Origin of the sequence: Halomonas sp. Bachu 37, from assembly GCF_039691755.1 — a bacterium.
Lineage (GTDB): Bacteria > Pseudomonadota > Gammaproteobacteria > Pseudomonadales > Halomonadaceae > Vreelandella > Vreelandella kashgarensis.
The window spans coordinates 909,670-935,036 of the sequence record NZ_CP137552.1 but is presented as its reverse complement, the minus strand read 5'-3'; the positions used below and the strand labels follow the sequence as shown (position 1 = coordinate 935,036).

Here is a 25,367-nt window from a genome sequence, read left to right as displayed (position 1 = left end):
ATCCCAACCGGTAGCCGTTGACGATCAAGGCGCCCCCTTGTGTCCCTCAGTCCTATGATGGGCACGATCGAGGAAAGGCTCAAATGCTTTCCCACCACTCGGCACTCACCTCACCCTTGCCGGCCTTGAGGTCTGTTCTTTAGGGGAGGTTTAGGGTATTACTCTGTAATGGCAATACAAGACAGCTCAATACAGTACGCTTACGCTCTGGATGACCAGGGCGTTCTCACGCACATAAGAGATGCCCAGCGCTCGTCTGCTTACACCTGCCCAGGCTGCAAAAGCCCCTTAAGTGCGATATTAGGCGAAATTAAGGCTAAGCATTTCCGTCACTTTGAAGATTGCTGCGCCCTTGAAACGTACCTTCACAAGTGTGCCAAAGAGGCTTTCTTCTACCATTACACGCAGGCTCTCAAACGCGCATCGCCAATTAAGCTAGTGCTTGAGAGAACCATTTGCTGTGAGGGGCCTCGTTTAGAGTTGCTTGGCGACAGGAGTATGCAGTGCCAGAAAACCGTGCCTGCATCTTATAACTTACTGCGGCTCTTTGACCAAGCAGAATTGGAGAAACGCGATAGCCGCACAGGGATGCAGCCGGATATTATGCTTAGTGATTCACTCGGAAATAGACACTGCTATGTAGAGATTTTTGTTACTCACCCCTGTACTCAAGAGAAGATTGATTCTGGCATTCCCATTCTGGAATTTAAGATTCGATCCGCAACAGATATTCAAATACTGCTTAGCGATTCATACTCAGTCAATGATGAACGCCTTAGTGCATATAATTGGCGTCCACCGTCAAGAAAAGTGAATGATTGCATAGGCACCTGCTCGGCTGGTGACGCTGATATGTCTGTCTGGAGCTTGAGCAGTTCTGGTCGAATTTGCGAGCAAATGGTTAAACTCGCTGACGTAGATCTCACCTCCAATTCACGAGTCAACACATGGCCAAAAGCGTTAGGCTTGGCCGAGGTCAATGATCGCTTACTCGCTTTTCTACGTCATGCAGATCCACTCTCTCGATTTCCTAATTGCCTTATGTGCACTCAAGCCTCTCAATGGCATAATGGTTACGTGCAATGCAGCACCAAGGCCAAGCGGGTTCCCTATACCGAGGCTCGCCAGTGCGCCAACTACGAAGCTGACATATGAAGAAAAGTCTGACATGGGAACAGAAACGCATTGTTAGCCATGAGAATGGCAATGCACTGGTCATGGCTGTTCCTGGTAGCGGCAAGACAATCACGTTGGTAAAACGCGTTGAGCGGCTGGTAAAGTCCGGGATCGATCCCCGCTCTATCTTGATCCTGATGTACAATAAGTCAGTCAGTCAGACCTTTGCTGCAAAACTAAGGGTGGTATTAAAGTCCAATGCGATCCCGGAAGTCCGTACATTCCATAGCCTAGCTTTAAAGTTGGTCAGCAACGCCGAACACCAGCAAATTTTAAAGAAAAAAGAGTTGGTCTCATCAGACGACTATCGTTACGCGCAGATTGTCAGGCAGTCCTACCGAGAAGGAGCTGATCACAAGCAGAATTTTATCCCTTCTGATGAAATCGAAGAATTCGAGTTATTTATAACTCGTTGCCGTGCAGAGGCAGTAACCCCGGATGAAGCGGCTTCAGACCCAACCTTTAGCAAGAGTAAACCAGAGCATATACGTGCTTACAAAAGGTATTGTGATCTTCTTGAGGAATATGATTTACGCACTTTTGATGATTGCTTGATCGAAGCTGGTTTATTACTTCGTGGCAATCAATATCTCGGTATGAACTTTAAACACATCATCGTCGATGAATACCAAGACGTTAACCTAATTCAACATGAGATGATTCGCTCGCTCGCCAAAGAGGATACGTCAGTAATGGCGGTTGGCGATATCAATCAGTGTATCTATGAATGGCGTGGGGCTCGGCCTGATTTTATCGGCGGTTTATTTGAAAAGCACTTCAAGAATGCAAAAGTGTATCATTTATCTTGCACTTTCCGCTTTGGTCACACGCTCTCCTTAATGTCGAATTCGGTGATCCGGCGTAACTCTACGAAGCTTTCCAAGCTCTGTATCAGCCATCCAAGCACCCCCAAGACAAATGTAAGGATATATTCCGATAATAGTTTACCTGCGGTGTTGTCGCAGATGTCGGAAGCGAGCGGAACGCAGGCTATTCTGTCGCGCACTAAGGCGAGCCTAGCGGAAGCAGAAATGGTGTTACGCCTTTGTGGGTTGCCATTTCGTTATCTTGACCAGGGGGCATCATCGCTCTACAAACGGGCTGAAGTCGGGTTGTTAGTAGTTGGCGCATTGATGTGCGTCTACGGTAACTTGGGGCGGCTAGAAAACCACCCAGAGAAGCAGTCACTGATCTCTGGTTTCTTGGATGGGGGAGGATTCCAGTGGAAGAAAGGGCAACGTAAAGAGGCTCTCAATGGCCTGATGACAGCTAATACTGACCTGTGGGCTGTCTTAGGGGGGATTTGTGTCGGTTCTCACTATCAGAAAGAGCGATTCGAAAAACTCACTTCTGTTCGACAAAAAGATAATGAGGATGCGCTGGCTATTGGCATATTTTATATTCTTGAGAAAGCAGGCTATTTTACTGGGGTTGGATCAGCAGGAGTAACTCGTAGGAATTCGAACGATAAGTATCGCGGTATAGAGAAAATTGAGAAACTGCTTAAATCGAGCAAGGTAAATGCTGGGACGTTTCTGAACCTGATATTGAACTCTGGTCGCCGCAATGATGATTGTGAGCCTTTTGTTCTTTCCACCCTTCATGGCTGTAAAGGCCTGGAGTGGGACAATGTTGCGGTGATCGGGCTGCATGAAAAAGATTTTCCATGCGGTTACCCTGGTGCCACTTTAGGATCACGCTCGCCGGTAAAAGAGCCAATGGTAAAAGACGGAACCGAGGAAGAGCGCCGGCTGTTCTATGTTGGAATCACCCGTGCCAAGCGCCAACTTAATCTGATGGTTCCAGCCGATGAAGGGCTGGCAATTTGGCTCAAGAATGCCTGGGACTCCACGCCTAAAAAAACGACTACTGCTTTACGCTTTGTCTATGAGGCTGGATGGACGGCCTGTGCGCTTACCAGTGATGCGATCTATAACAACTCGGTAGAAGTAAAGCAGAAGTCAGACTTCAGCAAATTTCACCAATGGTATCTAAGGGATCTTCAGCGCCTTAAAGTCTAGGGCAACGCAAACAAGTGACTGTCGACACGGTCGGGGTCGCTCAACCTCAAAGCCTGCTTTCTCCGCAGTGAGCGGAACGCTGGAACGAGGTGCTGGCCCGAGCTTGCTCAGGCCAACCCGTGCTAGTCAGCCTCGATCGCGCTCACCATGAACTGGCGGTCTGTCTCGAACAGGATGGCTACCGTTGCGCCTTCCTTCTCGTCGGCAATGGCCCGGGCCCGCTTGAGCCGTGGGAAGCGTCTGGCCAGCTCCGGCCGGCCCATCACCCATTTGTAGGCAGTGGCGTCCTTTCCCGACTGTATCTGGCACAGGAACTCGTCGCTATCGGGGAGCCACACCACAAACGCGACATACGCCAGCGTGCCGACGTGTGGCAGTTGCTCCAAAAGCGCCCCTCTGGCGGCATCGACATACCCTTGTTCTTGTTCCAACAGCTTCGCCATGCTCTCTCCTGGGTGACGGTGACGGTGATAACCCATTGTCACCCCTAAGCGGAATGCCCGCCAGAGTGGCCAGCCATGGCGATCGTGACCCCGCGGCCGTCGAGACATCTTGCTCGCACCTCTATCGTCACAACCGCCATCGCAGCATGGTCTAGGCCTCCTGGTCGGGGAGTGGGCCCAGGTAGATATCATCATCCTGCGGATACATCAGGCTGCCGAACCTGCCGAAGGTCTGTCGGGACTCAGTGATGATTCGCCCGGTCGGGGCCCGACGGGCTACTCGGGTGCGCGCCTGCAGATCGCCCCGCCGAAAGATCCCCACGGCATCGCCTTCCTCCAGCTTTGCCACCCAGGCGGTGCGCTCTTCATCGGTCAGCGACTTGCCACTGCCACGGTACAGTGGCTTGGCGACGCCGGCCTCTTCCGGGGCGGTGAGACACGGCCATATCTCCGCCTCGTGAAAGGCTTCCCCGCCCTGATTGATGATCGTCACGCGTGTCCAAGCTTCGTTGACCTACTAGCCAGGGCCTCACCCGGACAAACCGCGCTCCGTGTCCGTCCACTCCAGTCAACAATACTCATGTGCACCCATGGGCCTGCCTTCAGTCGGTGGGGTGCGTGCGCCTACTTCATCCGCAAAGCCCTGAGCAGCAAGGCAGTGACTCAACGTCGGTTATTTGCCGAGCGGATCGACGGTTTCCTTCCGGCGCACTGCAGCAATGTCCTGAGCCGACTGTGGATCCATTTCCTGTAAAAAATATGCAGGCTCGACCCGCAGTACCTGCCACGACCTGGCCCATAGGCCGGCTGCCACCTTGCTTCACCTTGGTCGTCCCTTATAGTCGCTTAAGAGAGGCTCGCCGCCGGACAGGCGGGTAAGAGCAGATGACTGATAGCCAGACGAAGAGGAACAAAGTATGGGTAGGCGAAAAGCGCTCGCTTGACGCGTCACCGAGGAATCGTTGGCAAGGGACCTTCAGGGCGCAGCGCATGATGTCCTGAGCCGACTGTGCAGGAACTATGAGTCCGGCAAGGGGATTTGCCTCAACGCCTATGAACTGCATGCGTTGAGCGTGACCCAGGTAGGTGATCTATGGGCTCAGGAAGACCCCAGGGACGACGAAGGCGAGGGATAGGTAACCTGGGCCATGGGCATCGGTGCGGGTCTGGTCCCGTGCCGGTAACAGACGACATCGAAGATGTGTGGCTTGTAGGCCTCTGTCCCGGCTTTCTTCGCAACTGCATCCAGTTATCCGTCAGTACGGTGTGGGTGCGTTAAGGCCAGCAAGGCTGAGCGCCGCGATGATGAGCCCCAGCCGATCAAGGAAGCCACAATAGTATTCCCACTCCCGCTAGCTTGTGGTGTCCTGGGTGGGTCTGCTTTTCGTTCGTTAGCCAGTGCCCTAGCCATGCTGCTTTTCCCTTCAGCGAGCTGTCAGGCTGTCCGGCGAACTTTAGACGCTACGCGTCGTTTCCCCTCCAGAGTAGCTATCGCCGTCCCGTCGCGCGTTTTCTAGCTGCCAGTCCAGTCGATTTCGACGTCCTGCCTTGGTCACCGTCTGCTGGGGGCGTTCCGCCCCATTAAAGTACATAGTGCATCAACACCAAAGCGCAAGGATTCCGATCCGTGCGCGGTCCAAGGGCGAGAATGCCGCCCATGCCGTCACAATCAAGATACGACACCAATTGTCGCAACATGGTCCGACACTGGCAGTACCCCAGACACGAGGTAGCACATGAAGAATACAGTGCAGCCAGGCCACTATGAGCATACGACGTACATGTACTTTAATCAGGCCAATCAAGCGGCCGCTTGGCATTCGGATCGGCAACGGTGGGCCGAAGCATATCCTGTCACCGCGGCACTGGCTGAAGGGCTGTTTATCGAACCAACCATTTCTGCTCATGTTCCAACCGCCACGACCGATGGAAAGCGGGTGTTATTCAACACTAGCTGGAGCGAGACACTGAATGCTACTTCTCGTGAATTCATCCATGCCCACCTCGTGTGGCACGCGGTGGCAGGTGATTACCGCCCAGTTCACTGCCGGGAGCTGCATCGCTGGCATCTCGCGTGTGACCACAACGTCAACATGCAGCTGCTGCAGTTGGGTCACGATTTGTCTAATGATGCCGTGTTTTTTCCTGCTGCGGCAGCCTGGCCTGTAGAGAAGGTCTACACCTGGCTGGCTAAACATCCACGCTTAGATATCGAAGCCCCTCTCGACCGAATGTGTTGGGAAATGGCCCCCTCCCCGGTATCGCTTCAGCTAGAGGCGTTAGAAGCCGGCTGGCACCGGCACGTTCAGGCTGTAATAGAGCGTTACCGTGGTACGCCAGCTCTTCCCGACCCGGTCGCCGCCTGGTTGCTAAAGCGCAAATAATTCGCTCCTCAAGTTCCCTCAGGCTACGCCGATAGATTCCCTATTACCGATACGGAGCGCTCATGTCTGAAATTCGTGACACCTTATTTCGCTACTTGGCCATGCTGCAATTGATTCCTCGTAGTCCAGGCCGCATCAGCACCCCGGTGCTGCTGGAAAAGCTGAATGAACGCGGGTTTCAGATCGATGCACGCTCCCTACAACGCGATTTGCGCGACAAGCTTGCCATTCACTTCCCGCTAGGTTGCGACGATAGCCAGAGACCGTTTCGCTGGTTTTTCGATCGGGAGTTCCACTGCAATCTACCCGCGCTCGATGTGCCCAGCGCGCTAACGTTGGTGCTAACCGAGGAGTACCTCAAGGGCCTGCTGCCGCCAGTAGTAATCGGCCAGCTCACTCCTCAGTTTCGTGATGCCCGGCGACTGCTTGATGATCTGGAACGCAACGGTTTGAGCCAGTGGGCTCGGAAGGTCCGCGCCATACCCAACGGTAAAGCGTTGGTCCCCGCTCCACTGTCTGAATCGACCTGGCAAGTAGTGTCAGAGGCATTACTGACTCAGTGCACCATTGATGTCACCTATCTGTCGCGCAGTGCCGAGAAGGAAAAGCAGCTTACCCTCCACCCCCAAGGGCTAGTTAGCCGTCATAGCGTGACCTACCTGCTGGCCACCGTCTACAAGTACGACGATATCCGGCAGTTCGCCATGCACCGCATCCAAAGCGCTGCACTCAGCGAATCGCCATGGCGAAGGGCGGAGTCATTTGATATCGACGCCTACATCGCTCATGGCGGCTTCGGCTACCTACAGGGGCAGGAGCCTATCAACTTAGTGGCCCATGTCGCGCCTCAGGTGGCCTGGCTACTCAGCGAAACGCCACTGTCCGAGACACAAATGCTTGCTCCCCTGCCCCAAAGCGACTGGCAGCGATTGGAGGCCCGAATCCCCGACGACCAACAGACTCTGTGGTGGTTGATGGGCCTTGGGGCCAACGTGGAGGTGGTCGAACCGGCCGCTTGGAGAAGTGAGATTTACTCGACGGCCAAAGCAATCGTCGAGCGGGGAAAGCACGCCAATGACTGACTCACCCCAATCGGCGAAGCAAGGGCTTATCGTACTGCAGAGCAACCGCATGGAGGACCTGCGCGATCTCGCCCTAAGGTGGCTTGGCAAACACCCGCTGCATCCGCTGGAAAGAAGTGTTTACCTGGTGCAGAGCAACGGCATCGCTCAGTGGCTCAAGACATCCATCGCCGAGCACCAGGGCGAGCCGGGCCACGGTATCTGCCTAGGGGTAGACGTTCAGCTACCTGCCAGATTTCAGTGGCAGGCCTACCGAAGCGTCATCGAGGCAGTGGAAGGACCCGAAAAAGTTCCAGTCACCTCGCCCTATGACAAAACGCGGCTACGCTGGCGGCTGATGGCGCTACTCCCCCAGCTAACTGACAATCCACTGTTCAGCCCCTTGGCACGCTACCTCCAGGGCGACGATGAACTGCGCAAGCACTACCAATTAGCCGAGCGGCTCGCCGACCTGTTTGATCAGTATCAAGTCTATCGCGCAGACTGGTTGAACGCTTGGGAAGCCGGTGATGATACATTGGTTCTTCCGGGCAACCGCACCATTGCGATCCCTGACGAACAGCGCTGGCAACCCGCACTGTGGCGGATGATAATCGAGTCGCTGGGCGATGAACACGTACTAAGCCACCGAGGCGCAGTGCATCGTCGCTTTCTGGCCGCTGCCGAACGTCTTACAGCGCGCCCGGAGGATTTGCCACCGCGAATTTTGATCTTCGGCATCTCCTCGCTCCCCCAGCAAATGCTCGAAGTGTTGGTCGCGCTGTCTCGCGTCAGCGAAGTAGTGTTATGCCTGCTCAACCCGTGCAAACATTACTGGGGCGAAATCATCGAAACCCAGGAAGTTCTGCGAAAGTATCACCGTCAGCAGCGCCGCAAGGGAATGCCAGCTGACTTACATCTTAAGCCTGAAGCGCTCCATCTCTATGCCCACCCGTTGTTGGCCGCCTGGGGCAAACAGGGTCGTGACTATCTGCAACTGCTGAGCGAACACGACGCCACCGATGTGGAAGCCACAAGCACTTTGCTGGATCTTTCGGTGGACCTCTTCCAAGATCCATCGACTGATACCCTGCTGGGCCAGCTGCAAGCGGATATCCTCGAACTTAGCCCTCTGGCTGAAACTCAGGCCAAATGGCCGGCCGTAAACCCGGACCGCGACACATCGATCCGCTTTCACAACTGCCACAGCCCACAACGCGAGCTGGAAGTACTGCACGATCAGTTGCTGGCAGCTTTCGCGGAGGACCCTACGTTACAGCTTCGTGATGTCCTGGTCATGGTGCCGAACATCAATGACTACGCCCCCTACATTGATGCCGTCTTCGGCCAATTCACGCCGGGAGAGGCCAGGCACCTGCCCTACCATGTGGCCGACCAGCAGCAGCGTCATCGCGAGCCGATGCTGGTGGCGCTGGAAACTCTGCTGTCACTACCCCGGCTGCGCTGCCGCGCCAGCGAGATTCTCGATCTGCTGGATATCCCACCGGTACGTGAGCGCTTCGGCCTGGCGGAGAGCGATCTACTTACCCTGCAGCGCTGGGTCCACGAGGCCAACGTGCGCTGGGGGCTGGATGCCGCCCAGCGCAGTGAAATGGGCTTACCAAAGCATGACGAGCTGCATACCTGGCGCTTCGGTCTAGAGCGTATGTTGATGGGCTATGCAGTCGGTGAAGCGACCCATGATGGCGACGAGTGGGCCGATATCGTGCCCTATGATGAGGTCGCTGGACTTGATGCTGCTCTGGTGGGGCCACTCTACCGTCTAATCATGACCCTAGACAGTCTGCGCCAGCGACTTCAGGTAGCGCAGAGTGCCGTAGACTGGGGGAATACTCTTTCCGCCCTACTGCAAGACACGTTAGCGCCAACGTCTACCGCCGAGCAGGTACTGCTGGGTCGGATTCAGACCGCACTGGAGGAGTGGCAGCAGGAAATTGAAGAGGCCGGTCTCAGCAAGGCACTGCCGTTGGCCGTCGTCCGCGAAAGCTGGCTTGGCCGTATCGATGAACCGCAGCTGTCACAGAGTTTCACAATGGGACGAGTGACTTTCGCCACTTTAATGCCGATGCGCGCCATTCCCTTTCGCCATGTCTGCCTGCTAGGCATGAACGACGGCGCCTACCCACGACGTGCCGAGGTCATGGATTTCGACTTGATGGCGATGCGCGGCCACTACCGCGCCGGGGACCGCTCGCGTCGCGACGATGACCGCTACCTATTCCTTGAAGCGTTGCTCTCCGCCCGGGAGTGCCTGACCATTAGCTGGTGTGGACGTAGTCCCAAAGACAACAGCGAACAGCCACCCAGCGTCCTGGTCGGCCAACTACGCGACCACTTGGGTAAGGGCTGGCAGTTGGAGGGACAGCCGGCGCGTTCTGGGCAATCGCCCAGCGATGCCGAAAAGGCAGCTCAAGTGCTTTTGAAAGGCTTGACCACCGAGCACCCTTTGCAGCCTTTTGGAGTCGGCTACTTCCAGGCCGAATCGCCACTGTTTACGTATGCAGATGAATGGCAAGGCGTGTACGACGCGACCGGAAAAGAAGTTGGTGAGCCAGGGTCCTTGCCACCCTGGCTACCAGAGGGCGAGGTAACTCTGGCCAACCTGGTCAGCCTCCTTCGTGACCCTGTATCGGCCCTGTTCCAGCAGCGTCTTTCCACGCACATGCAGAGTGACCACGCTGACATCGAAGATGATGAGCCGTTCGGCTTTGAAGGCCTTGGCAAATGGCAACAGCGCGAAGCCTTGGTGCAACCGCTCGGACAGCGATTATCCCATACACGTGACCTTGACCTGGAAACAATCTTCAATCATTTAGTCGAGCAGCGCCAACGGGCTGGACACTATCCCCCGACGCCGGTTGGTCCAGCCATCTGTCAGGAGCTACTGCAGCGGCTTCCCGACACCTTGGCCGCTTACCGGCAATTGCTGGCGCAGTACCCTCAAAGCCTTTCCATGACCCCACTGGTGCGACATAGCATCCCGATTGATCTTGAGGGTATCGAAGCCGACTCGCTCGACTTGGTAGACACGCTGGATCATCTGTACGCCTTCCCTGATCAGCAGGGAGAGAGCCAGGTCGCGCGTATTGTATTGCTGACCAGTCAGATCCATCAGGGAGACGGCTGGCACTGGCTCCAGATTCTGCGTCATTGGCCAGCACATCTGGGCCTGCAACTGCTCTATCCCGAGTCGCCCAGCTATCTGGTCTCTCCCAGCGGCACGTTGGAGATACGCGGCATGCAGAGTACCCAGGCCGGTGAAAGGCTCACCCACCTGATGACCCAATGGCTCCAAGGCATGCAGAAGATCACACCCACGCACCCTGACCTCGCGTTTGCCGCATTGGCAAATTATCCGGTCGCCGGCGACAGCGCCTGGCCCCCTGCCAACATGGCCGACGACCGCAATTTGCGCGCAGCGTGGGAAGAGGCTTTCGAGCGCTTTCCCGAACGCTACCCTCTGTTCGTGCGGGAATTTCCAACTTTGAATGCTCTGCTGGATTCATCAGAATTCACCAGCGCCAGCCGTGATCTCTATGGCGATCTGCATACTTGGACAACCTTATGAGCCAGTTGCCCCTTGAGCTGCCCCTACGCGGCAGCCAGCTGATCGAGGCCAGTGCCGGAACCGGCAAGACGTTCACCATTGCCCTACTCTACGTGCGCCTAGTGTTAGGGCATGGTCAGCCAGACAGTGACGAATCTCGGCGCGACAATGGCTATACCAGTCCGCTCGTGCCACCCGATATTCTCGTCGTTACCTTCACCGAGGCTGCCAGCCAGGAGTTGCGTGACCGGATTCGAGCAAGGCTTGTGCAAGCAGCAGAGGCATTCAGGGCGGAAAATGATCAGGATGAGCTCGCTCAACGCGACCCGCTGATGGCGGCCTTACGTACTGACTTCAATTACGATATCTGGCCGACCTGCGCACGGCGACTTGAGCTGGCTGCCGAGTGGATGGACGACGCCGCCATCTCGACGATTCACAGCTGGTCCCAGCGCATGCTCAAGGAGCATGCGTTCGACAGCGGCAAGCTATTTCGTCAGGAAGTGGTCACGGATCTGTCTGAGCTGACGTTGGAGGCGGTAACTGACTACTGGCGTACACGTGTCTATCCGTTGAGCGAGCCGCTGGCGGGCTCCATGGTCTCGCTATTTGCCTCGCCCAAGGGACTGTACAAAGCGCTTCGCAACCTGCTCCAGCGCGAGGATGCTTCACTGGTGTTCTGCGGCGAGCCTCTGGAAATAGGAGACTTCAGTAGCCTTCTGGTTGGTTTCAGCCAAAACTGCGTAGCCGCCCAACGGGCTGAAACTCAGGCGCAGCTAGCCTATCAGGCCGAGGCCGATGAGATCCAAGCGACTCTCAAGCAGCTACGTGGCGCCATGAACGGCTCAGTGTTCCGAGGCGTAAAAGAGGACGCCACGTTCGAAAACTGGCTAGAGGAATTGGCTTCATGGGGGCAAGGGAAGCTTACCCTGGATGAGGCGGGGTTCGTACAGAAACTGGCCCGGGGACGATTTAAGCTCAAAAAAGGCACCGACCTGCCTGAGCATACCCTATTCGAGGCTTTGGAAACCTGGCGCACCCGCAGCGAGGAGGGAAATGCCCAGCAGAGAGAACTCTACCCTCAGGTACTCGCCGATGCCCGAGCCTGGGTCGGCCGACGGCTGGCCGAGCAGCTTGAAGCCAACGCCCTGATCGGGTTCAACGACATGATTCGAGGGCTAGCGAATGCTCTGGAAGGCGACGGCGGAAAAGCCCTAGCCAAGCGCATCCGCCAGCAGTTCCCCGTCGCCTTGATCGATGAGTTTCAGGATACCGACCCAGCCCAGTACCGGATTTTCGAGCGTATCTATCGGGTAGGAAATGATGATCACAACGACGAGAGCGAGGCTGACACCACCGCACTCATCCTGATTGGCGACCCCAAACAGGCAATCTACGGATTCCGCGGCGGCGATATCTTTACTTACCTGTCTGCACGACAAGCCACCGCGGGGTGTCATCACACGCTGAAAACAAATTTTCGCTCTTGCCAAACCGTCGTCGAGGCGACGAACCATCTGTTTCAGCACGCTGAAGATAAACATGACCGTGGCGCCTTCCGCTTCACAGATCCGGCTACCTCCACGGATAGCCCTTTGCCCTTTCACGCCGTCGAGGTCAACGGCCGCAAGGAGCATCTGATCCTCAACAGCAAGCCAGCTCCAGCTCTGGTGGGGTGGCTGCTGTCCGGTGACGAAGACGACGGCGGCTGCCTCAATAAAGAGCAATACCTGCGCCTGGCTGCACGTCACTGCGCCAACCGCATCGCCGAGTGGCTCAATCAAGCCAACACCGGCCAGAGCGGTTTTATCAACCCCGAGGACAGTGAGCCGACACCGCTCAGGGCACGTGACATAGCCATTCTGGTACGCGATCGCTCCGAGGCTAGCGCCATCCGCGAAGCGTTGAGCGATCGTGGCTTGGCCAGCGTTTACTTGTCTGACCGCGACAGCGTATTCGCCACTCCCGAGGCTCGCGATCTGCTCCGCTGGCTGAAAGCCATGGCCAACCCCGAAGAGGTCGCCACTCTGCGTACGGCACTGGCCACCGCTACTCTGGGGCTCCCCCTCGTCCGGCTCGATGAGTTGCAGCGCGATGAAAGCGCCTGGGAGCGCGCCCAGGAAGCCTTTCTCGGCTACCGTCAACGCTGGCAGCGCCAAGGCATCCTCCCTGCCCTGCGGCAGCTGATGCATGACTATCGGATCCCGACACGGCTGCTGGCTGGCGCTCAGGGGGAACGCAAACTGACCAATTTGCTGCACTTGGCGGAATGGGCACAACAGGCCAGTGATAGCCTCGATGGGGAACACGCGCTGATTCGCCTGCTAGCTGAACATATCCAGGACCCCGGCCACGACGAGCAGATCCTGCGCTTGGAAAGCGACGCCGACCTCATCCAAGTGGTCACAATCTTTAAATCCAAGGGGCTGGAATACCCCGTGGTCTGCCTGCCTTTCTTGTGCACCTACAAGGAAGTCAACGGCCGCTTTGGCACGCCGCTCTATCATCGGGACGATCAGACCCTATTGGAGTTAGCGCCTAAGAAAGACATGGCCAAGGAGAGTTTCGAACAAGCCGATGACGAGCGGCTCTCGGAGGAAGTGCGCTTGCTCTATGTGGCGCTGACCCGAGCGCGGCATGCCTGCTTCATAGGGTTAGCTGCCCTCAAGGTCGGGAAAAGCAGGTCATCTACCCTGCACAAGTCAGCGCTGGGCTACCTGCTGGCTGGTGGAGACGGCATACCCGACCTGGACGACCTTCGATCGCGCTGGAAAGCCCTAGCCGAGGGCTGCGAGGGCATCTCTTTGGAGGACGGTGATAGCGCCTTGACGTGCTACCGGCCCACCGAGTCCGAACCCCTCAGCAAAGCCGCACGCAAGCCTAGCCACAAACCATTTACTCCATGGTGGGTCGCTAGCTACTCCTCCTTGCAGCAAAAAGGCGCGACTGCGCCGGAAACCCCCGAAGCCGAGATACATGGGGAGGAAGCTGAGGGTGCCAGTGTCCCTGCTGCGGTACGTGACACTCGCCCACCCGTCGCCGGGACACTGCATGCATTTCCTCGCGGGCCCGGTCCTGGCACCTTCTTGCATGGCGTACTAGAGCTTTTGGCCAATCATGGTTTCGCCACCGCCCTGGCGGATGACAGCCTGCTGAACCGAATGGAGCAGCGCTGCCGCCGACGGGGCTGGGAAGAGCATATCCCCGCCCTGCGCCACGGTATCCAAACTTGGCTGACCACGCCACTCAGCGCCATGGGTGACGAAGGTCCGGTGCTGTCTGCACTCGATCGTTACCGCGCCGAGCCCGATTTCTGGTTCGCCACCGCTAATGCGATCACCCCGGCCATGGACAATTTGACCCGTGACTTTATTTATCCCGGTGAGCCGCGGCCCAAGCTGGGCTATCAGCAGCTCAACGGCTTGCTCAAGGGATTCATAGACCTCTTGGCGCAATACGACGGGCGTTATTACATCATCGACTGGAAATCCAACTGGCTGGGTCCTGACGATAGTGCCTATCAACCGAACGCCATGCAGCGTGCCATGCTCGACAAACGCTATGACATGCAGCTGTCGCTCTATCTTGTCGCGCTTCACCGCCACCTGCGCCTAACCTTGCCTGACTATGACTATGACCGTCATGTGGGCGGCGCCATGCTGGTGTTTCTGCGTGGCATCGAGGCGCCCTCACGCGGTGTGGTAGCCATCAAGACGCCACTAGCCTTTATCGAGGCACTGGACTGCTACCTGGCCGGAAAGCACAGCACGGCCCACCGCTCCACAGAGGAGAGCAGGCATGAGTAAAGTCACAGCACGCTTCCCCTCGCAGGAGATAGCTTTAGCCGACAAAGCGGCTCTCCTCGATCTGCTATTCGCTTGGGCGGCGCGAGGCTGGATACGTGACCTGGATGCCGCCTTGGCCCACCGCCTTGCGCAGCTGGCGCCTGATGGCACACCCAGCTGTTTGCTGGCAGCCGCGCTGGTCAGCCATCAGGTCGGTCAGGGCCATCTGCTGCTCAGCCTCGATCAGGCCAGGCAGCATCCGGAAGAACTCATTGCCGTAGAGCGAGATGCGACCGACGATGCCCCACCGCCACCCGATGCGCTGCTAAAGCAACTACCGGAAGCGTGGGAAACGCAGCTAGCGGCGTGGTCAGCGGTCGGTGACGGTCAGGACAACCATCCGCTGGTCCTGCTCAATGGTCGACTCTATCTGCGCCGCTACTGGCGTCATGAAGCGCAGGTGGCAAACGGCGTGAGCGAACGGCTCAGCCAAGCGGAGGAGGTTGTCACTGAAACCCTACGCCCAGTGCTTGACCAGCTCTTCCCGCCTCAGGATCCCCGTGCCGAGAAGGCAAGTTCACAGAAGCTGGCCTGTGCGCTAGGGGTCCGCTCGCCGTTCGCGGTAATCACCGGCGGCCCGGGTACCGGCAAGACCACCACCGTCATCCGTCTTCTGGCCCTGCTGCAGGTCCAAGCCCTCGCAACGCGCCGGGTGCCGCTGACCATCCGTCTCGCCGCGCCCACCGGCAAGGCGGCAGCAAGGCTAAGCGAGTCGATCCGCGACCAGATCAGCCAGCTCGATGCGCTAGACCTGCCCTATGGGGCACAGGTCCGTAACGCTATTCCGAGCGAGGTATCGACTTTGCACCGTTTGCTGGGGGCACGTCCGGATACCCGCCACTTCCGCTACCACCGTCTGAACCCCTTGCCGCTGGACATGGTTGTCGTTGATGAAGCCTCAATGGTCGATATCGATATGATGGCGGCCCTGCTCCATGCCCTGCCGCCACGTGCGCGCCTGGTGTTGTTAGGTGACAAGGATCAGCTCGCCTCGGTGGAGGCCGGGGCGGTGTTGGGTAGGCTATGCGCCCACGCGGAGCGCGGGCTGTACCGCGACGAAGTGGTGAACTGGCTGGAAGACGCCACCGGGATTCGCCTTGATCCTGCCCTGCAGGATAGCCATGGCCGCGACCTGGACCAATCTATCATCATGCTACGTCATTCGTTCCGCTTCGATGACAGCAGCGGTATCGGCCAGCTTGCCCGCGCCATCAATGCCGGCAATAGCCAAGCAGCGCTGAACGTGCTGAAAAGCAATACGTTCTCGGAGGTACAGCGGATACCGCTCAAACGGGATGACGAGCGCCGCCTATTGTCCCAAACCTTGAAAGGCCGCCAGCAAGAGAATGCCTGGGGCTATCGCTATTACCTCCATGCCATTCGCCCGCAACCGGGAACCTCCGAAACCAAGCATTTGGAACATGAGAGCCCCCTGATTCGACGCCCCACGTCGGAGGCAGACAGAGAGGCATGGGACCGCTGGGCAGCTCATGTCCTCAAGGCGCATACCGAGTTTCAGCTGCTGACGCCGCTGCGTAATGGCCATTATGGCGTGGAGGCACTGAACCTGCGTATCGAACAGGCATTGGCGCGTGCCGGCCTGATTGATAAGCCGGACGTCGCCATCTACTGGTATGAGGGGCGCCCAGTGCTGGTGACTGGCAATGACTATGGGCTGAAGCTGATGAACGGCGATATCGGGATTGCCCTGCAAGTTCCCGCCGACTTCGGCAAGCCGGAGCAAGGCACCATCTTGCGTGTGGCATTTCCCGCCGGGGATGGCAAGGGTGGCATTCGCTGGATACTACCTAGCCGCTTGCAACGGATCGAAACGGTCTATGCCATGACGGTACATAAGTCGCAGGGCTCGGAGTTCATGCATACCGCCTTGGTGATGCCAGACACGCTCTCGCCGATCCTCACCCGGGAGCTGGTTTACACCGCAGTGACTCGGGCCAAGAAAAACTTCACGCTGCTCAGCGCCAGCGATGCCGTGCTGGAGCAAGCGATTCAGCGGCGTATCGCACGCCAGAGCCAGCTGTTCCAGTAACCACCGACACTCAGAAGCTAGCGCAATCCCAGCCCACCGCCTAGTGCGACACATAACGTCGCACCAGGCGGTTACGCTTTGATACCTCACCACAGCGGGAGTACGCCATGCGTTGGGCCACGTTAGTTTCACCGAATGACGCTCGATTGAACGAACAGAGCGTCGATCCCCAAGAACTCCTGCTCGCTCAACTCATGACGGTGCGCCTGGTGTTGCTCCAGGACAACCACATCAACCTGGACAGCGATGACTGGGAAAGCCTGCTCGCCTGGCTCGACCTGAAGGTGCCCGAGAGCGCCCGCGACAGCCGGCGCGCCAGCGACTACAGGCCGGCGCTCAAGCGTTGGCTCAAGCGCGCCACCACTAGCGTTTCCCCAGACGATGATATCAGTTGCCTGCTGGTGCAGCTGGTGGAGCACATCGGCGAACTGCTACAGCTGAGTGATGCCGAACGCGACCTGCTCATCATTGCCTGGCTACGCCTGCGCCACCACCCCATGAACCCGGTGCTCAGCGGCATCGAATCCAGCCGCGCCCCCAAGACATTAAGCATGCTCTTGGGACACAGCGGTGAGTCCATTTTACAGGGCCTGAGTTCGACGGGTCGCCTGCACATGCTCGGGCTGCTGGGCGACAAGCCCTTGCGCTTTCATGATCTGGAGGATGCCATCAGCTCCGGCTCACTACTCGATAGCCTGGCCCCGCTCGCCACGGAGGCATTGGCGAAGGCAGAGTGCGCGAGCCTTAAGGAGTTGGTCTCCACTCGGTTAATGAGCCTATGCCCGCCATTACCCAAGGGCAACTATTCCCTGAGCAGCTTCGATGCCGTGCCACTTCGCCAGCTGCTGATGGACTATCTTCGCCAAGCGTTGGCTCAGCGCCGGCACGGCGCCAACGTGCTGATTCATGGCCAGCCTGGCGTAGGCAAGACCGAGCTGGTCAAGACATTGGCCAGCCACCTAAATGTACCGCTGTATGGCGTTCCTTCCTGCGAACGGGACCATCAGCCCCTGAGTCCCAGCAAACGGTTGGGCCGCTATGGCGTGGTGCAGCAGTTGCTTCAGCAACAACCAGCACTGGTGATGTTCGATGAGATTGAAGACGTGATGACCGATGAGGAGGCCCTGCCGAAGGGATGGACTAATCAACAACTGGAGCGTAACCCAGTGCCCGGCATTTGGGTCAGCAACAGCGTACGCTGGCTGGACCCCGCCTATCAGCGTCGCTTTGACCTGATTATCGAAGTGAAAGCCAGTACGGGACCGCAGGCCAGAAGCCGCTTCCAAGTGATGCTTGCCGATATCCCCATTACCCATTCAGCACGGTCTCGGCTGGCCGAGCAGCCCTGGATGACGCCAGCACTGGCCCAGCAGTTGGGACGCATCAGCGGCTTGCTCAACGAGAAAGCACCGCTGCGCAATGAGCAGCATCTGGAGTGCCTTCTCAGCGACCGCCTACAAGCCCAGGGCATGTCACCTGAAGGCTCTCTGCTTCGGGACAACGTCCCCGAGCCAGCCACAGGTATGCCCGCATATGAGCTGGGCTGGCTAAACACCACTCCCAGCTTGGAGCATATCATAAAGCGCCTGCAGCGCCGTGGGCGGGGCCGCCTGTGCCTGCATGGCCTGCCGGGAAGCGGCAAGACCGCCATGGCGGCTCACCTCGCCAAGCAACTCGGGCGCGAACTGATCACCGCCCATGCCAGCAGCCTGATGGACAAGTTCGTTGGTGGCACCGAAGAAAAAATTGCCGAGTTGTTCCGTCGAGCCTGTGAAAAGAAAGCGGTGCTGCTGCTCGACGAGATAGACAGTCTGCTGATGAGCCGCGACGGCGCGCAGCAGAGCTGGGAGATCTCCCATACCAACGAACTACTGGTGCAGTTAGAGAACTTCAATGGCATCCTGCTTGCCACCACCAACCGCCACGACAGCCTAGACCGTGCCGTGATGCGCCGTTTCGATCTTAAGGTAGCCTTCCACCCGCTGGCACCGAAACAGTTACGCAGCCTGCTCAAGACCGTGCTACCCAAGCGCGACCACGCCCGACTAGCAGCCATTCCTGACCACAATATGGCCCAGCGCCGCCTGACGCCAGGCAACGTGCGTACCGCGCTGGACCAGCTTGACCTGCGTGGCTTGCCGGTGCGGTTCAATACGCTGATGGAAGCACTGGCGCAGGAAGAGCGTCAACAGCAGGGAAGCAAGGGGCCGTTGGGGTTTGTATAATCCAACGGCCCCAACCGGCATAGAGCGAATACTGTTTATACCTATATTCCGATGATGTTAATTCTCTAACTCACTAACATCTCGATATGTTTTTTGTTCGCATAGGCTGCTAAACATTTTTCGGGAGAGCTTATTTTATCTACCTTCTCTACTGTTAGTTCACCTTTCAAATGTTCAGTTGCGTAAATATCTAAAAGCGCCAAAATATCCTTACTCCTTTCTCCCCCTTTTTTTTCGGATTTTATAAATATATCAAAGTCCTCAAGCATTTTTCTCCTTTCTACACTCGTAATGCCGAATAAATTGAAAACTACAGAATCTATAGCAATGCGTAACTGAGACCGTTTACCCAACCAATAGCGAGAAGAAAATTCTATGTTATTAAGATCGCATAAAGCTTGGGAACTATGAATTAGAAAGTTCCGATCTGAGGTCGAAAGCACAGCTGGGAAAGGAATATTTCTCCAATAAAATTGATTTATCGTAGTCGAAACCCACCTTCTCATCACCCAGTCAATTACTAGAGAGTTAGCAAAAGCTAACCATAGGAAGTGGTCATCGAGAGAACTGGACTTGAGAACGGGAACTTTATTACCACATATGGCGTTACTAGGTATTAGTGCACCCAGTATAGTTCTTTCATTGGCATGGCCACTTATCTCACAAAAACCAGCCCTTGGCTTGGGCCTCCAGCCACGCTTCAAGGCGTAAGCCTCATTTACAAAGTAGTGGGGCATTATCACCCCCTTTCCGGGCATTGGGACGGACCACTTTGCAGACCTGCCTTGGCCTTCGAGGTAGTATTTTGCTTTATGATCATACTGGTGGACCATCCGCCCTTCGTAAACAGGCAGAAGTATTTCATTAGCTCTGTCCGAAACCCACCGACCATCTGACTCTTGCTTAAATCCTTGACAGATCGCATCTTTAGCTTCAACAAAATTTGAAGAGTCATTCGTCATATCAAGTTCGCGCTTAAAGACAAACCCACCGAAAGCATCAGAAAAGTTACCGCCTCGGTATAGCTTTTCCAAGATAGCTTTTTCTTCCTTATCCCTAACCTCTGGGATTAGCTTATTCAAACCGCCAACAGCATTTAAGAAATTTGAATCTAAAAAAACACGCGGCTTTTCATTAATCTCATTGACCAATGTGCTGGCAAACTTCCCTAAAACCCCCCGAAACCCCTTTCCCTTTATGAACAAAAGAGAAGTAAAACGATACATACTGTGAATATCAAAAATTTTATTTTTATTAATATATTCAGTCACTTCCGCGACTTCTCCTGACTCAAACAGAAGCTGCCTAAGTGGCGTAGAGCCTTGTGCTCGCAATATTCCTGAAGGAAGAAGTAATGCAGCCACTCCATCATAAGCAAGAAGACGAACTGACCTTTCAGTAAAAAACTTATAAAGATCCGGATCACCAGAGGATTTTTTGTTAACTATATATTCCTGCGATGCACGAAGCCTATTAGATAACACCATCGTCCGATCAACATACTTACCCCACTCTTCATGAATAAGAGAATTCATGTTTCTCTCAAGATATACGCCTAAAGCAGTACCCTGAAGGCGCCTAACATTAGCATCGATGTGCTCAAAAAACTCGTGCTTAAGTGGCCTCAGCTTACTCCATGGCGGATTGGTTACAATAAGTTCAAACCCATAGGCAGCACGATCAGGAAACCATTTCTCCCAAGTTTCAATGCTAACACTTATTGAATCGCCCACTTTCAGGTGTTTATCAAGTTGTCTGGCTTCCCAGTCTGGATCTCCTACTTCAGCAACAATAAGTGCATGTGTAGTCGCTATTGCTACTGGGTCAATATCTACGCCATAAATACAGTGATCCGCAACCTCTCGCATTAGCTCTATATTGCCATACATTGCAAATTCTTGCCGGCCACTCAAGACTTCTACGGTTATTCGCAGGGCTGTGATTAAGAAAGCTCCGCACCCCGCAGCTGGATCAAGCATAGCTACTTTTCTTAACGATTCTATCGAGTTAACATTTTTAAGCTTTTCCTCTAATGCGGGTCTAAGCATAGCTATAGCCAGTTCAACCGGCGTAAAATATACGCCTTTCTGACGCTGCTCAGGGGAGGTGGTAATGATTAAATCACCACGCTTATTAACTTTTAACGCTATTCCTCTGAGGCATTCCAAAGAAGCACTAATTTTCTCTGGAAGAGAGCCATCATCAATAGTGGAGAACTCATGACAAAGCTTTTTCGTTACTTTATCACTAACATCATCTAAGGAGATGAGACCTTTAGTGCACATTAAGGCATTTACAGCAGCATTCATTGTAGAAGCCACCGCCAGTTCATGAAGGCTTGAGAGATCCTCTGGATAAAAGCTTTTCATCTCCTCAGCGAAAGACAAGAAGCTTTTCTCGATGGAAGCCCAAACCATTGTGTGATATAGTTTAATATTCCCACCTCTTTTACAGCAAATTTTTCATCGCCTCAGCAAGCCTATGCTCAATCGAGCGCAGTCCCCTAGGTAAGCGCAAATCCATTAAGTCAACTGCAACAGCCCCTATCGTAAGAGTCTTACCAAAAGATGAAATATGCCACACTTGTAGCTTCCTGTCATCAAGAAGTGAATCACTTAATATTTTAGGATAAACTAGTAATCCTTTATCGCAACCATGAGCAGACATTGCTGCTACTAGCTCATAAACATCTTGGTTTTGTGGTTTTCGGGACTTATCCCCCTCATTGTTAGACAACTTCTTATATTTAGCATCTAGGATGAGGTGCGCCGTTTTGTTTTTAACAAGAACGTTATCTGGCTTTGAATAGAATGTTTTCCCTGTGGCTAACTGAGGAAAGGCGTAAGGAGTTGATAATTGGCTTTTGCTTACAAAGTTATCATCTAGCAGTAGCGTAGCTTTCTTAAAGGCAAAGTCGACAAAGTGCTCGAAAAGTTTTTCCATATTAAACGCGAATGAGTAACCACTCAGTAGCCCGCCAGACTGATTATGCGAAAACCCAGAAGAAAGAAGCACAGCGATTTCTAACGCTAAATGCCATGCTCTAAACTGAGGAGGCAAATTAATTTGCTTCTGTTGATGGATGGCCAGAGGCAAGTTCCTTCCGGGGATTTTAATGGAAATTTCGCGCAACTTTCTTGTTAGAACAGGCGATTGAACTAGGCTACAAAACCTGTCAGCTGCCCACTTCAAGAGGTCATTATATTTGTTAAATGAATCTAGCTGATCAATATCACATTCTAAAAAATGAGGCCGTTTAAGGTAAGTTTTAATCTGACGCTGCATGTTTATCCGGCCTCTAAGTGAGGCACCTGCTTCCTCTACAACATTATAAGTATGTATAACCTGATCACGTAATCCGGCCTCAACAGCGTCTATGAACGCCATTGAAAGCAAGTCAACGAACCTTGATCGGTGAGCATTAATCTGAAAATTCTTTTGCAAAAACACATGCTTCGACAAAGCATACTGGACTAGCGCCATTAGGCTAAGCGACCATTCCTTATCCAGATTTTTACCAGCAACAAATTTAGGAGCGACATCTATAGAAAAATGTCCATTGCTGACCGTACCTGCAATACTTCTAGCTCGTATCTCAAAACCCCCTGAAGTTTTTCTTAGCTCAAGTGGATCCTGCCTTAGACGTAGCGAGGCACGCAATTCTTGATTTATTTTATAGACAGCATGGTCTAATTTTCCATAACCTTTCGGTATGAAGCTTGCCACTTCGTTAACAGGCTCCCAAGGGCCATTTTCAATCAAGATTTTAGAGGGCACTAGTCATAACCTTTAAGAAGACCAACAACATGGAATGATATAATCAGTGCGCTAGATATCTTCAGTAGAGCCAAAGGCTAGGGCTCTCAAAAATCCTAAAACTTTATCATTATCAGGCTGCGACGCGGACAACTCAATGTACGTTGTTGCCCCCATAGCAGATTCTTCGTCACTTGGATAACAGACCTCTAAGCCGGAACCACTTTCAGCTTTATTCTCTTCTAGTTTCAGAGCAGATAATAACTGTTCTTCTCGCCCATGGAATAGCTCTATCAATTGCGGGAGCATTCTGTTAAACCATGATTCACATAGTGATTTTTTGGAATCCTCTAAACTCATATTAGCCAAGCAACTTAAATACCACTGTCCCAACATAAAGTCATTGCCTAAAAAAAATCCAATACTACGGTTCAGCCTGATTAAAGCATTAGCAGCAACTAAAGCTACATGTTTCGGATCTAAGATTACACCATCCGGTATAGATATCACGCTATCGTCTTCTAATAAGCCTACAGCACTTAAAATGGCGGATGAGGTAGGGGCAAGGTTAATTATATGGAATCGACGCCTGAGTGCTGTATCCATAGGTGCGATGGACTTATCAACTGAATTCATGCTCGCAAGGATATAAATATTATCCGGCAAATTGAATTCTCTCTCAACTTTAAAGCCTTTTTCACTTTTCTCAAAAGTTATTACTTCCCCCGGAGATAGATAAGGCAATGTAACAGTGACTGTTTCGTCGACAATATTACCTTCAGGGCTTAACCTTTTGTCTTTCTCCATGAGAGTGATAAACTCACCAAATATTTTAGATGTATTCCCCCTGTTTATTTCATCAATTAGTAATAATCCACCTTTACTGCTTTGAGCCTCAGCTACTAGTTCTAACAACACTCCTGGCTTAGGGCGTATAGTAAAGCCACCTCCTTCCACAGCAACGGGGCGCATCCCTAAAATAAAATCTTCATATGAGTAGCCTTGATGGAATGTTACCCACTTTGATACTATTCTAGGTTCACTTCCCTCCTTGAATGGCCGCCTTTCCTCTTCTGTATCTATAACGACGGAATTATTACTCGATTCTCTATCATCTCCTCCTAAGCAGAGAGATACCTCTTTCATTAGGTAAGACTTTCCTGTACCAGGAGGACCATAAATTAAAACATTCTTATGCTTTTTAAGAGCTTCAACCACTCCACTAATACTTATCATTAATATCCCTCCATCCTGCTATAGCTGCGCTTATCGCCTCCTTCATCAATTCAGGAAGAGCGCCAAAATCGTCTGTACGAATCCAACGTGCATGAAAATTATTATTAATATCTCTAGCGATTACTATATAGTCATTTTCACCTACGCTTGCTCTGTCCAAGAACCCTCTTCCTTGCCTCCATAGCTTGTAGGCTGTTTCAGGTCTTTGAGAACGGATATTCCAATCCTTTCGTCTTGAATCTCTACCCATGTAACGCACCGTAATATTACATTTTGGAATAGGATCTGGACCATCAAATGGCTCAATCGGCACAGTGATTTCAAAGCCCCCCAACTCTGTATCTTTGTCTGGTTTAAGCCCTTTAAAAAATTCTTTATAATCATGACTATGTAAAGTAATATGATATTGTCCCGAGGAGAAGCCAAGCAAGGAATCTAGCGTTGCCTTGTTACACTTCCGCCACATGAAAGCTGCAATCTTAATTTTCATATGCTTTCTAAACACGCCTTAGATGATATAGCCTTTCAGACACGGTTGGGCCTTTGTGCGTTAGGCTACTACTTCTGTACCGTCTCAACTTCATCTCAAAATAATTAGTTGTTCCGTACGAACTTAATAGATTTAAAATTCTATCATGTGATATTTGACCATCTTCATTATAACTTAAAAAGAAATGATCACAGCTAGACGTCCTGATTAACCTTTCAAGCGCTCCTTCTGCTTTCCTCTTATAACAAAAATCGGAGGATTGCTCTTCCCAGTTGCGCAAACCTGTGTTACCGAAGAGCTCTGGCTTGTCATTTCTAACAATAGTTTCTAGTACATGGTAATATGCCGCGTATTGTCTTTTCGTATATGGCGGATCTGCATAAACTATCGGGGATTGATTTACTTTAACAGCCTCTTCCGCATCTAATCTCGTCACCTTGTGGCTTTTATCATCACCTACCACAAATGAGCTTGGTTTCAACTGCAAACTATTTAACGCACGTGCCTTCCACTTCTTTAAATAGCAGCCATAAGTTCCCGCCACGTTACTTACCAAGCTAACAGCTCTGATCAAATCTGTTAACAACAAGCTTTTTTCCATTGGAGCAAGGTATGGCTCCCATTCATGGATTTTTTCTCTTATCGCATCAATCTTTGCAGCATTTGATTCCGTGAAATATCGCCTATCGACCCCAAAAACATCAATAGCAGCAGGCGAAAAATTGTTATAGACAAAGCCACGAATAGGCTCAGTCACATTAAGGTGATGTATGACAGAAAGGTAAGGCGATGCTTTAGTCCTGATTAAATCTGAAGGTAAACCATTGAAGTCAGGTGCCTTACTGTTAAGTAAGGATGAGGCCGTCATATTGTAGCATATTGCCAAATGGTCATTGGCGAACACAGAATATCCGCGAGACTTAAATGCAGATGAAACAACGCCTGTTCCAGAGAACAAATCTGTAATTGTTCTAATCTCTTCATCTACCGAATACTCTATTCCATTTATTACGAAGTCTAGCAACTGCCGTTTGCTGCCAATAAATTCGATTGCTGGCGGTAGCGAAGAAAACGAGACATCCAGTTCTTTCTGTAACATCTCCACACCTTCA

General features: G+C 53.3%; 16 protein-coding genes. 9 read left to right on the top strand and 7 right to left on the bottom strand.

What is annotated here, in order from left to right; genetic code table 11:
- Positions 1-168: 168 nt before the first annotated feature.
- Positions 169-1,155 (top strand): hypothetical protein, encoded by a 987-nt coding sequence (locus tag R5M92_RS04195; RefSeq protein WP_346798085.1) that lies wholly within the window; start codon positions 169-171, stop codon positions 1,153-1,155.
- Positions 1,152-3,197, top strand: a complete 2,046-nt coding sequence (locus R5M92_RS04190; RefSeq protein ID WP_346798083.1) for an ATP-dependent helicase — start codon at positions 1,152-1,154, stop codon at positions 3,195-3,197. Before R5M92_RS04195 ends, R5M92_RS04190 begins: the two co-directional genes overlap by 4 nt.
- Before the next feature lie 122 nt (positions 3,198-3,319).
- Here R5M92_RS04190 and R5M92_RS04185 read toward each other — a convergent pair whose 3' ends face one another.
- Positions 3,320-3,640 carry a hypothetical protein gene (locus R5M92_RS04185; protein WP_346798081.1) on the bottom strand — a complete coding sequence of 107 codons (321 nt, stop codon included), beginning with the start codon at positions 3,638-3,640 and terminating at the stop codon, positions 3,320-3,322.
- Between the two features lie 151 nt (positions 3,641-3,791).
- Positions 3,792-4,133: a hypothetical protein gene (locus R5M92_RS04180; protein ID WP_346798080.1), complete on the bottom strand. Its 342-nt coding sequence runs from the start codon at positions 4,131-4,133 to the stop codon at positions 3,792-3,794.
- A 469-nt stretch (positions 4,134-4,602) separates the two neighbouring features.
- Here R5M92_RS04180 and R5M92_RS04175 point away from each other — a divergent pair, with 469 nt between their 5' ends.
- The 7 genes from R5M92_RS04175 to R5M92_RS04145 all read left to right on the top strand — a co-directional run bounded on the left by R5M92_RS04175 (position 4,603) and on the right by R5M92_RS04145 (position 18,773).
- Complete coding sequence (locus tag R5M92_RS04175) at positions 4,603-4,776, top strand: hypothetical protein (RefSeq protein ID WP_346798078.1); 174 nt, start codon at positions 4,603-4,605, stop codon at positions 4,774-4,776.
- Positions 4,777-5,376: 600 nt separating this feature from the next.
- Positions 5,377-6,024 carry a DUF2201 family putative metallopeptidase gene (locus R5M92_RS04170; RefSeq protein WP_346798077.1) on the top strand — a complete coding sequence of 216 codons (648 nt, stop codon included), beginning with the start codon at positions 5,377-5,379 and terminating at the stop codon, positions 6,022-6,024.
- Between the two features lie 62 nt (positions 6,025-6,086).
- Positions 6,087-7,106 carry a WYL domain-containing protein gene (locus R5M92_RS04165; protein ID WP_346798075.1) on the top strand — a complete coding sequence of 340 codons (1,020 nt, stop codon included), beginning with the start codon at positions 6,087-6,089 and terminating at the stop codon, positions 7,104-7,106.
- A complete protein-coding gene (recC, locus tag R5M92_RS04160; protein ID WP_346798073.1) occupies positions 7,099-10,674 on the top strand; it encodes an exodeoxyribonuclease V subunit gamma in 3,576 nt (1,191 codons plus the stop codon). The genes R5M92_RS04165 and recC overlap by 8 nt, the downstream gene beginning before the upstream one ends.
- Positions 10,671-14,459, top strand: a complete 3,789-nt coding sequence (recB, locus tag R5M92_RS04155) for an exodeoxyribonuclease V subunit beta (protein ID WP_346798071.1) — start codon at positions 10,671-10,673, stop codon at positions 14,457-14,459. Before recC ends, recB begins: the two co-directional genes overlap by 4 nt.
- Positions 14,452-16,548 carry an exodeoxyribonuclease V subunit alpha gene (recD, locus tag R5M92_RS04150; protein WP_346798069.1) on the top strand — a complete coding sequence of 699 codons (2,097 nt, stop codon included), beginning with the start codon at positions 14,452-14,454 and terminating at the stop codon, positions 16,546-16,548. The genes recB and recD overlap by 8 nt, the downstream gene beginning before the upstream one ends.
- Before the next feature lie 107 nt (positions 16,549-16,655).
- Positions 16,656-18,773, top strand: a complete 2,118-nt coding sequence (locus R5M92_RS04145; RefSeq protein ID WP_346798068.1) for an AAA family ATPase — start codon at positions 16,656-16,658, stop codon at positions 18,771-18,773.
- A gap of 65 nt (positions 18,774-18,838) precedes the next feature.
- Here R5M92_RS04145 and R5M92_RS04140 read toward each other — a convergent pair whose 3' ends face one another.
- From R5M92_RS04140 to R5M92_RS04120, 5 genes are all read right to left on the bottom strand, one after another.
- Positions 18,839-21,142, bottom strand: a complete 2,304-nt coding sequence (locus tag R5M92_RS04140; RefSeq protein WP_346798067.1) for an Eco57I restriction-modification methylase domain-containing protein — start codon at positions 21,140-21,142, stop codon at positions 18,839-18,841.
- 79 nt (positions 21,143-21,221) lie between these two features.
- Positions 21,222-22,550 carry an McrC family protein gene (locus R5M92_RS04135; protein WP_346798065.1) on the bottom strand — a complete coding sequence of 443 codons (1,329 nt, stop codon included), beginning with the start codon at positions 22,548-22,550 and terminating at the stop codon, positions 21,222-21,224.
- Positions 22,551-22,601: 51 nt separating this feature from the next.
- On the bottom strand, positions 22,602-23,765 hold the full coding sequence (locus tag R5M92_RS04130; protein ID WP_346798063.1) for an McrB family protein: 1,164 nt from the start codon (positions 23,763-23,765) through the stop codon (positions 22,602-22,604).
- On the bottom strand, positions 23,752-24,255 hold the full coding sequence (locus R5M92_RS04125) for a hypothetical protein (RefSeq protein ID WP_346798061.1): 504 nt from the start codon (positions 24,253-24,255) through the stop codon (positions 23,752-23,754). Before R5M92_RS04125 ends, R5M92_RS04130 begins: the two co-directional genes overlap by 14 nt.
- A gap of 7 nt (positions 24,256-24,262) precedes the next feature.
- Positions 24,263-25,354: a DNA adenine methylase gene (locus R5M92_RS04120; RefSeq protein WP_346798060.1), complete on the bottom strand. Its 1,092-nt coding sequence runs from the start codon at positions 25,352-25,354 to the stop codon at positions 24,263-24,265.
- Positions 25,355-25,367 lie beyond the last annotated feature (13 nt).